Source organism: Lactobacillus helsingborgensis (assembly GCF_003173695.1).
In the GTDB taxonomy this organism is placed as follows: domain Bacteria; phylum Bacillota; class Bacilli; order Lactobacillales; family Lactobacillaceae; genus Lactobacillus; species Lactobacillus helsingborgensis.
Genome location: NZ_CP029544.1, coordinates 1,386,832 through 1,400,383, shown reverse-complemented (window position 1 = coordinate 1,400,383; position 13,552 = coordinate 1,386,832). Strand labels below are relative to the sequence as shown.

Annotated in this window: 6 protein-coding genes and 2 tRNA genes; 7 read left to right on the top strand and 1 reads right to left on the bottom strand. The window is 38.9% G+C overall.

Annotation, left to right across the window (positions count from 1 at the left end; genetic code table 11):
• Position 1 precedes the first annotated feature (1 nt).
• Positions 2–1,549, top strand: a complete 1,548-nt coding sequence (gene lysS / locus DLD54_RS06815; protein WP_109918677.1) for a lysine--tRNA ligase — start codon at positions 2–4, stop codon at positions 1,547–1,549.
• 81 nt (positions 1,550–1,630) lie between these two features.
• Here lysS and DLD54_RS06810 read toward each other — a convergent pair whose 3' ends face one another.
• Positions 1,631–2,452 (bottom strand): DUF2785 domain-containing protein, encoded by an 822-nt coding sequence (locus tag DLD54_RS06810; RefSeq protein WP_109918676.1) that lies wholly within the window; start codon positions 2,450–2,452, stop codon positions 1,631–1,633.
• A 225-nt stretch (positions 2,453–2,677) separates the two neighbouring features.
• On the opposite strand from DLD54_RS06810, the gene DLD54_RS06805 reads away from it, so the two are divergent.
• From DLD54_RS06805 to rpoC, 6 genes are all read left to right on the top strand, one after another.
• A tRNA-Gly gene (locus DLD54_RS06805) sits at positions 2,678–2,749 on the top strand.
• A gap of 44 nt (positions 2,750–2,793) precedes the next feature.
• Positions 2,794–2,867, top strand: a tRNA-Pro gene (locus DLD54_RS06800).
• Positions 2,868–3,099: 232 nt separating this feature from the next.
• Positions 3,100–3,288: a hypothetical protein gene (locus DLD54_RS06795; RefSeq protein ID WP_046327491.1), complete on the top strand. Its 189-nt coding sequence runs from the start codon at positions 3,100–3,102 to the stop codon at positions 3,286–3,288.
• A gap of 193 nt (positions 3,289–3,481) precedes the next feature.
• Entirely contained in the window at positions 3,482–5,977 is a 2,496-nt protein-coding gene (locus DLD54_RS06790; protein ID WP_109918675.1) for an ATP-dependent Clp protease ATP-binding subunit, read from the top strand.
• Positions 5,978–6,187: 210 nt separating this feature from the next.
• Entirely contained in the window at positions 6,188–9,826 is a 3,639-nt protein-coding gene (rpoB, locus tag DLD54_RS06785) for a DNA-directed RNA polymerase subunit beta (RefSeq protein ID WP_109918674.1), read from the top strand.
• 16 nt (positions 9,827–9,842) lie between these two features.
• A complete protein-coding gene (rpoC, locus tag DLD54_RS06780) occupies positions 9,843–13,502 on the top strand; it encodes a DNA-directed RNA polymerase subunit beta' (RefSeq protein WP_046327488.1) in 3,660 nt (1,219 codons plus the stop codon).
• Positions 13,503–13,552 lie beyond the last annotated feature (50 nt).

Below are 13,552 nucleotides of genomic sequence, written 5' to 3'. Positions count from 1 at the left end.
ATTGGCTAAAAGTGAAATGAATGACCAATTAATCGTTCGGCGCCAAAAATTAGATGAATTAAGAGAAAATGGCATCGAACCTTTTGGAATGAGAAAGTTTGATCGACAGGATTTAGCGCGGTCTTTGAATGAAAAGTATGCTGAAGATGACAAAGATGAACTAAACGCGGAACTACCTAAGACTAAAATAGCCGGTAGGATGTTAGCTAAGAGAGGCAAGGGTAAAGTTGGCTTTGCTGATTTATATGATCGTACCGGTAAAATACAGATTTACGTTCGTAAGGATATTGTGGGTGAAGACAACTATAAGATCTTTAAAAAGTCTGATATCGGCGACTTTTTAGGTATTGATGGTGAAGTTATGAAAACTGACACGGGTGAATTAACCATTCGTGCAACTCACGTTACTTTCTTATCAAAAGCTTTGCGTCCTTTACCTGAAAAGTATCACGGCTTAAAAGATGTTGAACAAATTTATCGTCAACGTTACCTTGACTTGATTACTAATAGAGAAAGCTATGAACGTTTTGTTAATCGGACCAAAATTATTCAAGCTATTCGTGATTATCTTAACAGCAAGGACTTCTTAGAAGTTGAAACTCCCGTTTTACATAATATTCCTGGTGGTGCAGAAGCACGGCCATTTATTACTCATCACAATGCTTTAGACATTGACTTATACATGAGAATAGCTTTGGAATTACCTTTAAAGCGTTTGATTGTCGGTGATATGGAAAGAGTTTACGAAATTGGTCGGGTATTCAGAAATGAAGGACTTGACACTCACCATAATCCTGAATTTACTGAACTCGAAACTTACTGTGCATACTGGGACTTCCATGATGTCATGGACGAAGCAGAAGGCATTATTCGCGCAGCTGCTAAAGTCGTATCTGATGATGGTAAAATTACTTATCAAGGGACTAACATTGATTTGGGCAAGCCATTCCGCCGCGTTCATATGGTAGATATGATTAAGGAAAAGACTGGTGTTGATTTCTGGCAAGAAATGAGCGTGGCAGAAGCTACCAAGATTGCAGAAGATCATGACATTAAAGTTGAAAGTTTCTGGAAAGTGGGTCACATTATCAATGCTTTCTTTGAAAAATATTGCGAAGAAACAATTGTTGACCCTACATTTGTTTACGGTCATCCAGTTGAAATTTCACCACTGGCTAAGAAAAATGCTGATGATCCAAGATTTACTGATCGTTTTGAAATTTACATTATGGGTGAAGAATATGGCAACGCCTTTTCTGAATTAAATGATCCTGATGACCAGCGTGAACGTTTTGAAGCGCAAATGGCAGAACGTGAAGCTGGAAACGATGAAGCTGATATGATTGATGAAGATTATCTGCGTGCTATGGAATATGGTATGCCGCCAACAGGTGGATTGGGTATCGGAATTGATAGATTGGTAATGTTATTGACTGATGCACCAGCTATTAGGGATGTTTTACTATTCCCAACAATGCGTCCTGAACGAATTGAAGATATTGAACGCGAAGTCGAAGAAGACATGAAGAAAAAAGAAAATAATAAATAATCGTTTTGCTAGCACTATAATAAGCTGGCTAATGACACTACTAAAAAAGAATCCTTCTTTAAGGATTCTTTTTTAGTTTGCCTACAATGTAAAACCCATTTTTTCGTTGTAGGCAGTTATTTTCGAAAGTAGATTATCTTGAACTTCCTTATTGGTAGAAAAATAAAAATACCAATTTTGTAATAACCTAAACCACGAACTCAAGCAATACCAGTTAGCACGATCATCATGTAAAAGCTGCTGATAAATTTGCTTATCGAAATCGTCAACAAATGAATTAAAGTCTGCTGAAGCTATTTTTTGGAAATGAACGCCTTGAAAAAAAGCAAATGCTATTCGCTGCTCTTCATCATCAACAAATGGATTTTTTAAATTTTGGAAAATGCTCGTAATTACATCAAATATTGCACTTACACTCTTAGGCTTGAAATCATGGTGACTCAAAGTTGCACCCAGAAAATCACTTCCATGCGCGACACTATGTGCCCAACCCTTTGTTGTCACATAGCCACGAAAATCTTTTTCTTCCTTTAGATACCTAATGCTCCAGTCAAAAAGTAATTGACGTTCACTATCTGTTAAGATTGGTTTGTCATTATCTGATTCTAAAATAAGTTCGCCAAGTAATGCGTTAAACGTTCTAAGAAAGATTAGGTCATTTTGTGGTTGCTCGATACCTTTAAATAAATTTCTTGAACTAATAAAAGTTGTAACAATTTTTGCTTTTTGCTCAGGTATAAATGAATTCTCAGTAAAACCCCGGGCCAAAAGAGTATAAACAACGTCATCCCGCAAGTAAGGATCCAAATTGCCAATATTTTGTAACATGAAGTCAATTTGATTATCCGTAAAACTTAGTTTACCTGACTCTAACTGAACCATTTTTTCCAATTCTTCTTGCATTTTGTTTCCTTATGACTTTCTTCATCAATTGCTTTTTTTAATAATCTAATACCGACAGGTATTCTTTGTAAAGAAAAATTGCAGCTAAAAAACGTGAAATCCAAAAAAGTTTCGAGTATAAACTCTAAGCTGGCAAGCTTTCCCGTTAGAATGCTAATTTCAGCGATTTATTTTGGTAAAAAAGGTTGCAAATTGAAATTGGTTTGCTATAATAATACTTGTCTTGCGGAAGTAGTTCAGTGGTAGAACATCACCTTGCCATGGTGGGGGTCGCGGGTTCGAATCCCGTCTTCCGCTCTCAAGAAAAAGACTCACCGCTTTTGGTGAGTTTTTTTAATAAACGGGAAATAGCTCAGCTTGGTAGAGCGCTACGTTCGGGACGTAGAGGTCGCAGGTTCGAATCCTGTTTTCCCGATTATCGCTATCTCATGCTTGTAATTTTAAATTTGCAAGTATGAGATTTTTTTATACTTCACCAAAGCAATAACAAATATTTCTTAGCAATTTTAATTAACAATCGTTGTCATGAAAGAAAAGCCGGCTTTAAGAACTAAAAAAGCTAATTGAGTTTTAAAACTGAAAATAATATACTAATAAAAATAAATTATTAAAATCTGGTGATAAATTTTTTAGGAGAATTTTTAACTATGAGCCGCATTGAACAAAGCCTGATCTATGGCATTTCGTTTTTTATTTTTGGATTCTGTTATAGTCTATTTATTGATCAAAAAATTGTTTTTCCCAATAGAGTTATCCAAGATTTAATTAGAATGATTGCTTATGTACTTTTTGCATTATTAGTTGGTAAAATCATCTCCCATTTTAAAACCAAATAGTCAAGTTACCGTGGTTCATTTTAGGAGCATACTAAATAAAGAAGAATGTTAATTCGCAAGAAGTGCTTGTCTTTGATATAATGATTGCAAAGTTTTTTGACATGACACTTACATTTGGCCTCAAACAGAATATTTTACAAATTCTCAAAAAGGTTTATAGTGTATACACGTCATTTTTAAAGGTGGTGCTATGATGAAAAAATCTTATACGACTAGTGCAAACCAAGTATTAGAAATTGCACGAGAGCAGGCACAGAATTTTCATCATCGTTTGATTGGTACTGAACATGTACTGCTCGCGATGGTAATTGAATCTGATGGTGAAGCTGGCAAAAATTTGCGGGCTTGGGGTGCAACACCGAAGGCAATTCGTGAGGAAATTGAACGTTATACGGGATATGGCTCAGCTGGCAAAACCAGTTTTATGCAAATGTCTCCTCGTTTAAGTATGGTTTTAGCGTATGCTGGCACTTTGGCAGAACGTGAAGGCTCTTCTAAAATTAAAACTTGCCATATTCTATTGGGTTTGGTTTTAAATGAACAAATTCTGGCATCAGTTATTTTGCGTAACTTAAATATCGATCTTGATGGTTTACGTAATGATATTCTTCATAGTTTAGGTGAAGATGAGCAAGATATGGATGAAAACGAGCAAGACGATAATAGTTGGTCAAGCTTTAATGGTTCTGAAGAAAGCACGAACAGAAACTCAAGCACGCCCACTCTTGATCAAGTATCGGTTAATTTGAATGAACGTGCTGAAAACGGTGAAATTGATCCGGTTATTGGCCGCGATCGCGAAGTTGCCCGTGTAATCGAAATTCTATCTCGGCGTAATAAAAATAATCCTGTTTTAATTGGCGAACCGGGAGTTGGTAAGACAGCAGTGGCAGAAGCTATTGCGACTGCTATTGTCGCTAAAAAAGTGCCACATGATTTGCTCAAAAAACAGGTTATTTCACTTGATTTAGGTGGTCTGGTTGCCGGCACGAAATACCGCGGTGAATTTGAAGACCGAATGAAAAAAATCATTAAGGAAATTACCGTCAACGGCAATATCATACTATTTGTAGATGAAATGCATACTCTTATTGGTGCAGGCGGAGCTGAAGGTTCAATTGATGCAGCCAACATTTTGAAACCATCCCTAGCTCGAGGTGATATTCAAATGATTGGTGCTACCACTTTTGATGAATATCAAAAATATGTTGAAAAAGATCAGGCTTTGGCACGTCGTTTCCAAATTGTCAGGTTAAATGAACCTTCTAGAAGTGAAACTTTGGCAATCTTAAACGGATTAAAGCCTAAATACGAAAAGTTCCATCATGTTAAAATTTCAACTTCAGCTTTGGAAAATGCAGTTGATCTTTCTAGTCGCTACATTTCAGATAGGTATTTACCTGATAAAGCTATTGACTTGATTGATGAGGCTAGTGCGGCTGTTAAGATTAAGTCTGGTAAAGGTTCAAATAATCAGTTATTGCAGATTAATGATCAAATTGAAAAAGTAATCAGTGAGAAAAACCGTGCTGCTGTTAACCAGAACTTTGCCAAAGCTGCTCAGTTGCAAGAAAGACAAAACAGCTTGCAGAGAAGACAAGATGAGCTAACTGCTAAACTTGATCAGGCAACTAGCAAAGATGCTGTGGTTCAGCCTGAAGATGTAGCTAAAGTAGTTTCTAACTGGACGGGCGTTCCGGTTACACAAATGAATAGGGACGAAACTAAACAGCTGGCCAACCTGGAAACTGATTTACATAAACGCATAATTGGTCAAGATAAAGCAGTTACTGCTGTTAGCCGGGCAGTGCGCCGCAGCCGCAGCGGAATCAAAGATGAAAATAGACCAATCGGTTCATTCTTATTCTTGGGCCCAACGGGTGTTGGTAAAACAGAGCTGGCAAAAGCTATTGCTGCAGCTATCTTTGGTTCGGAAAATAATTTAATCAGAATTGATATGTCCGAGTATATGGATCAGATTGCCAATAGTAAATTGATTGGCTCGGCACCAGGATATGTTGGCTATGATGAAGGTGGTCAATTAACTGAGCAAGTTCGCCGTCACCCATACTCAGTTGTATTATTGGATGAAGTTGAAAAAGCCCATCCAGACGTGTTTAACTTATTGTTGCAAGTTCTTGAAGATGGTTTCTTAACAGATTCAAAGGGCCGAAAAGTAGACTTTAAAAACACTATTATTATCATGACTTCTAACTTAGGCTCACGTTCATTGTTTGAAACACAAGCTGTTGGTTTTAATGCCGATAATACCAGTCAGGTTAAAATGCGTCAGGATCGGGTACGGCAGGCTTTAAAACAATTCTTTAGACCGGAATTTCTTAACAGAATTGATGAGACAATTATTTTTGATGAGCTCAATCAAAAACAATTGCGTCAGATTGTAACACTCTTAACGCGCAGATTAATCAATCGTTTGCATAAGCAAGGCATACAGCTAAAGATTTCCCGTGCTGCTTTAGATAAGATTGCTAAAGATGGATATAATCCTGAGATGGGGGCTCGTCCACTGCGTCGTGCAATTCAAAAAGATATTGAAGATGAGATTGCTTCTATGCTTATTAAGGGTGACCTTCAAGCAGGAGACACATTAAAGATTGGTTGCAGTCGCAATCATTTGAAATTTGATGTAATTAAAGAAGATAAAAATAATTTAGTAGGCGCAAAGTAAAATAATTGACACACTACTAATAGTTTGCTATAGTAGTGCGTGATAAAAAAGCTGATTTTCAGGATTTTGCTGATCTATTGTCCAGCAAAATAATAAAGGACAAAAACGACGATTGTTGTTTTTGTCTTTTTTATGCATAAAATTCCGGCTTTTTGAATTTGTAATCAAAATGTAATATTAGCTTTCTCTGACAGAAAGGGTGTTTTCTCCTTGTTAAACGGACACGTAGTGAATTTTGGCAAACATCGGACAAGACGCAGTTTTTCCCGCATTAAAGAAGTGTTGGACCTGCCTAACTTGACAGATGTGCAGACCGAATCATACCAATGGTTTTTGGATGAGGGTATTAAAGATGTCTTTGACGATATCATGCCAATTAGTGACTTTTCAGGTAAGCTTTCCCTCGAATATTTAGGTTATAAGCTGCAAAAACCTAAATATACCGTCGATGAAGCACGTGATCACGATGCGACTTATGCCGCACCAATGCACGTAACTTTAAAATTAACTAATCAAAAAACCGGTGAAATTAAAACCCAAGATGTTTTCTTTGGTGATTTACCGTTAATGACCGAATCTGGTTCATTTATTATCAATGGTGCCGAAAGAGTCATCGTTTCTCAGTTAGTTAGATCACCTAGTGTTTATTATTCGGGTGATTATGACAAGAATGGCCGCCAGATTTTTGGTACTACGGTAATTCCTAACCGTGGTGCTTGGCTTGAATATGAAACTGATGCTAAAAATGTATCTTATGTGCGTGTTGACCGCACCCGTAAGCTTCCTCTGACTGTTTTAGTCAGAGCTCTTGGTATCGGCTCAGATGATGAAATTTTAGATGTTTTTGGTCAAAGTGATACATTGCAATTTACTTTGGATAAAGACGTCCATAAGAATCCGGCTGATTCCCGTGTAGCTGAAGCATTAAAGGATATTTATGAACGTTTACGTCCCGGTGAGCCAAAAACGACTGATTCTTCACGTTCACTTCTTTATGCACGTTTCTTTGACCCACGTCGCTATGATTTAGCGCCGGTTGGTCGTTATAAAGTTAACAAGAAATTATCATTAAAGAGCCGCTTATATGGTCAGACTTTAGCAGAAACTTTAGCAGATCCGGATACAGGCGAGATTATTGCTAAAAAGGGTACTGTTGTTACCCACGAAGTAATGGACTCTTTAGAAAAATACCTTGATCGTGATGACTTTAAGATGGTGACCTATCAACCATCTAAAGAGGGCGTTTTACCTGATCCTATTAATGTGCAGGAAATTAAGGTTTACTCAAAAGTTAACCCAGAGCGTGTTGTCAAGATAATTTCTAACGGTCACATTGACAAGAAAGTTAAGTATCTGACACCTGCTGATGTTTTAGCATCAATTAATTATTTCTTCTTATTGCAAGATGAAATTGGTAATACTGATGATATTGATCACTTGGGTAATCGCCGCATTCGTCGTGTTGGGGAATTACTGCAAAACCAATTTAGAATTGGTTTGGCGCGCATGGAACGTGTTGTAAGGGAAAGAATGTCAATTCAAGACCCTTCAACTGTGACACCGCAGCAATTAATTAATATCAGACCAATTGTCGCCAGCATCAAAGAATTCTTTGGCTCATCACAATTGTCACAGTTTATGGATCAACATAACCCGTTGGGCGAGCTAACTCACAAGCGTCGTATGTCAGCTTTGGGGCCTGGTGGTTTAACTCGTGACCGTGCCGGTTATGAAGTGCGTGACGTTCACTATACTCAATACGGCCGTTTGTGCCCGATTGAAACTCCTGAAGGTCCTAACATTGGTTTAATTAACTCCTTGGCTACTTATGCGATTATCAATAAGTACGGTTTTATTGAAACCCCTTATCGTCGCGTTTCTTGGACTACTCATAAGGTTACTGACAAAATTGATTACCTGACTGCTGATGTTGAGGATAATTATATTATTGCGGGTGCTAATACCCCTCTTAATCCAGATGGTTCCTTTAAGGATGATCTGGTTTTAGCAAGACACAAGGAAGATAACGTCGAAGTTAGTCCAGATAAAATTGATTACATGGACGTTATTCCTAAGCAGGTTGTTTCTGTTGCTTCAGCATGTATTCCATTTTTGGAAAACGATGACTCTAACCGTGCTTTGATGGGTGCTAACCAGCAAAGACAGGCTGCACCTTTAATTAATCCGCATAGCTGCCTTGTAGGTACGGGAATGGAATACCGTGCAGCTCATGATTCAGGTGCCGCAGTTTTAGCTAAAGCAGCTGGTAAAGTTGAATATGTTGATGCCAATACAATTAGAGTAAGACGTGCTGACAGTACCTTGGATAAATATGTCCTTGAAAAGTACCGTCGCTCAAATAACTCTAAATCATATAACCAAACGCCAAACGTTAAGCTGGGTGATCAGGTTGAAAAGGGCGAGGTCATCGCTAATGGTCCGACAATGGATCACGGCGAACTAGCTTTAGGTCAAAACCCTATAATCGCCTTTATGACTTGGAACATGTATAACTATGAAGATGCTATCATGCTTTCTGAACGTCTGGTTAAGGATGATGTCTATACTTCAATCAGTATTGAAGACTATGAATCTGAAGCTCGTGATACTAAGCTTGGCCCGGAAGAAATTACTCGTGAACTACCTAATGTGGGTGAAGATGCGCTAAAGGATCTTGATGGTCAAGGTATCGTTCGTGTTGGTGCCGAAGTTCATGACGGAGATATTTTGGTTGGTAAAGTAACACCTAAAGGAGTTACTGAATTATCAGCTGAAGAAAGACTTCTCCACGCTATTTTTGGTGAAAAGGCGCGTGAAGTACGTGATACTTCATTACGTGTTCCTCATGGCGGTGGCGGAATTGTCCGCGATGTCAAAGTTTATACACGTGAAAATGGCGATGAACTTTCTCCTGGAGTTAATACCTTAGTCCGCGTTTATATCGCACAAAAGAGAAAGATTCAAGTCGGAGATAAGATGTCCGGTCGTCACGGTAACAAGGGTACTGTTGCTGCAGTTGTTCCTGAAGAAGATATGCCATACTTACCAGATGGTACACCAGTAGATATTTGTTTAAACCCAATGGGTGTCCCTTCACGTATGAATATTGGACAGCTTTTGGAACTACACTTGGGTCGTGCCGCAGCTAATTTAGGTATTCATGTGGCAACACCAGTATTTGATGGTGCCAATGAAGATGATGTTTGGGACACAGTTCATAAAGCTGGTATTGATAAAGATGGTAAAACCGTTCTTTACGATGGCCGCACAGGTGAACCATTCCATAACCGTGTTTCAGTTGGTATCATGCATTATCTGAAATTGACTCACATGGTTGATGATAAGATTCACGCACGTTCAATTGGGCCTTACTCTTTAGTAACGCAACAACCTCTTGGTGGTAAAGCACAGTTTGGTGGTCAGCGTTTCGGTGAAATGGAAGTTTGGGCTCTTGAAGCTTACGGTGCAGCATATACTTTACAAGAAATATTGACTTACAAGTCAGATGATGTTGTTGGTCGTGTTAAAGCTTATGAAGCAATTGTTAAGGGTGAAAGAATTCCAAAACCGGGTGTTCCGGAATCATTCCGCGTTCTTGTTAAGGAACTGCAATCTCTTGGTTTAGATATTCGTGTTCTTGACATGAATCATAAGGAAATTGAACTTCGTGATATGGATGATGATTCAAATGAACATTTGAATATTGATACCTTATCCAAGATGGCTGAAGAACAACAAAAGAAGAAGTTAGCCGAAGAAACCGCAAATTCTGAGGATGAAGAAGCAGAGCCAGAAGAAACTAATGCTCCTGTAGATCAATCCGATGATGATAACAAGATTTCTCAATAAGTAGGAGGTTAAACTTTTGATCGACGTAAATAAATTTGAAAGCATGCAGATTGGCCTTGCATCTCCGAACAAAATTCGCAGCTGGTCATACGGTGAAGTTAAAAAGCCTGAGACTATTAATTACCGTACGTTAAAGCCGGAAAAAGATGGTCTGTTTGATGAACGCATTTTTGGGCCAACAAAGGACTGGTCATGTGCATGTGGTAAATACAAAGGTGTGAGATACCGCGGCATTGTTTGTGACCGCTGTGGTGTTGAAGTTACCTCCTCTAAAGTCAGAAGAGAACGCATGGGTCATATTGAGTTGGCTGCGCCAGTTACTCACATTTGGTACTTCAAAGGAATTCCTTCAAGAATGGGACTCATTTTGGATATTTCTCCCAGACTCCTTGAAGAAGTTATCTACTTTGCTGCGTACATCGTGATTGATCCTGGCGATACTGACCTTGAGTTTAAACAGCTTTTAACCGAAGCTGAATATCGTGAACAAAAGGCAAAATACGGCAATCGTTTTATTGCTAAAATGGGTGCCGAAGCAATTCGCGATTTACTGCAAAAAGTAGATTTAAATAAAGAAGTTGCCAGTTTAAAGAAGGAATTGGAAACTGCTACCGGTCAAAAACGGACACGTGCAATTAGAAGACTCGACATTTTAGATGCATTTAAGGATTCTGGCAACAAGCCAGAATGGATGGTTATTGATGCAGTACCTGTTATTCCACCAGACTTGCGCCCGATGGTTCAACTTGAAGGTGGACGGTTTGCGACCTCTGACCTCAACGATTTATACAGAAGAGTCATTAACCGTAACAATCGTTTAAAGAGACTGTTAGATTTAAATGCACCAAATATCATTGTGCAAAACGAAAAACGAATGCTGCAAGAAGCAGTTGATGCGCTAATTGATAACGGTCGTCGCGGTCGTTCAGTTGTGGGCCCGGGCAACAGACCACTTAAATCACTTTCACACATGCTTAAGGGTAAGCAAGGTCGCTTCCGTCAAAACTTACTAGGTAAGCGTGTTGATTACTCAGGTCGTTCTGTTATCGATGTTTCACCAAAATTGAAATTTTATCAATGTGGTGTGCCTAGACCAATGGCTTTAGAGTTATTTAAACCATTTGTAATGCACGAATTGGTTCAGCGTAAGATTGCTACTAATATTAAGAGTGCCAAGCGTAAGATTGATCGTGAAGATGATGATGTCTGGGATGTACTAGAAGATGTGATCAAGGAAAGAACGGTATTATTAAACCGTGCTCCTACATTGCACCGTTTGAGTATTCAGGCTTTTGAGCCGGTCTTAGTACCTGGAAAATCAATTCGTTTGCACCCACTTGCTTGTGAAGCCTACAATGCCGACTTCGATGGTGACCAGATGGCTATTCACGTGCCGCTTTCTGACGAAGCTGTTGCAGAATCACGTATGTTAATGCTGGCAGCTCATCATATTCTTGCTCCTAAGGACGGTAAACCTATTGTTACTCCTTCTCAGGATATAGTTTTGGGTAACTACTGGTTGACCCAAGCTGAAAAGGGTCGTGAAGGTGAAGGTATGATTTTCAATTCACCGGACGAAGCTACTGTAGCTTATACCAATGGTGATATTCACTATCACACTATCATTGGGATGTCTGCCGATTCGATGCCAAAGAAAGCATGGCCTAAGGGTTATGAACATGGTATTTTCATCACAACGTATGGACGTATTATTTTTAACCAAATTTTCCCTGAAGATTACTTCTACGTTAACGAGCCTACAGAAGAAAATTTGAATAATCCACTTGCTGCTAAGTATTTCTTGGAACCAGGTGAGGATATTCATGAAAAGATTGACACCGTAGCTGGTGATCTAATTTCAACTCCGTTTAAGAAATCATTCTTATCTGATTCTATTGCTACTATTTACAAGTATTACAAAGTTCAGAGAACTTCCGAATATCTTGATGATTTGAAGACCTTGGGCTATACCAGTTCAACAACTTCAGGAATTACTATTGGTATGACTGATGTTCCTGAAATTCAGGATAAAGATGAAAAGGTAGCAAAAGCGCACAAGCAGGTTGACGTTGTTTCTAAGCAATTTAGACGAGGATTGATCACTGAGCAAGAACGTCATGACAGAGTAATTAGTATTTGGAATGATTGTAAGGATCAGGTACAAAACGAAATTGCTCAGATTTATGATCCACGTAATCCTATTACCATCATGGCCGACTCTGGTGCCCGTGGTAACATTTCTAACTTTACCCAGCTTGCAGGTATGCGTGGCTTAATGGCGACTCCAAACGGTGGATTGTTCGAAATCCCAGTTACTTCCAACTTCAAGGAAGGATTATCTGTACTGGAATTATTCATGTCCACTCACGGTGCTCGTAAGGGAATGACTGATACTGCTTTGAAGACGGCTCAATCTGGCTACTTAACCCGTCGTTTGGTTGACGTTGCACAAGACGTTATTATCCGTGATGATGATTGTGGTACCGACCGTGGTATTGACGTTCATGCAATCATGGAAGGTGACGAATTAATTGAGCCACTTTATGACCGTCTATTAGGTCGCTTTACAGCAGAAACAGTTAAGGATCCAAAGACCGGTGAAGCTATTGTTGGCCGTAACGTTATGATGGACGAGAATTTGGCACACCAAATTTGTGATGCTGGTGTAACTAATGTCAAGATAAGATCTATTTTAACTTGTGATACGCCACACGGTGTCTGCCGTAAATGTTATGGTATGAACTTAGCTACTGGTGAGGAAGTTGAAGTTGGTGAAGCAGTTGGTACAGTTGCTGCTCAATCAATTGGTGAGCCTGGTACACAGCTTACTTTACGTACTTTCCACAACGGTGGTGTTGCCGGCGCTGAAGATATCACACAAGGTCTTCCTCGTGTGCAAGAATTATTTGAAGCACGTAATCCTAAAGGTCGTGCAGTAATTTCAGAAGTCGACGGAGTGATTGATTCAATTCAAGAAAACCCTGCAGAACATACTCGTGAAATTACTGTTAAAGGTAGAATTGATACCAGAAGTTATAGCGTACCTTATACAGCATCTGTAGCAGTAGCTGAAGGTGATGAGGTCAGTCGTGGTGACAAATTGACTCTGGGTTCAATTGATCCTAAGGAGTTAATCCAAGTTACTGATACTTTAACTACTGAAGAATATATTCTAGTAGAAGTTCAAAAAGCTTATAGAATGCAAGGTGTTGATATTTCTGATAAGCACGTCGAGGTTCTAACCAGACAAATGCTGCAGAAAGTCCGCGTCCTTGATCCTGGTGAAACTGATCTTTTACCAGGTGAAATTATGGATATTGGTCAATTTAAAGACCGCAATACATCTGTAATTATTTCTGGTGGTATTCCTGCAACTGCGCAAAGCGTAATTTTGGGTATCACTAAGGCAGCCCTTGAAACTAATAGTTTCTTGTCTGCTGCTTCCTTCCAAGAAACTACTCGTGTTCTGACAGATGCTTCTATTAGAGGCAAGAATGATCCGCTACTTGGATTAAAGGAAAATGTTATTATTGGTAAGATTATTCCAGCTGGTACAGGTCTTCCGATTTATCGTGATATGGAACCTGAGTCAGATGTCAAGAAACCTAAATCTGTTTATTCGATTGCTGATATTGAAAAAAAGATGAAGGAAGCTGACCAAGCTAAGGAATCATAAAATAATTTAAATAAAAACTGCCCTGTTAAGTAACTATTAACAGGGCAGTT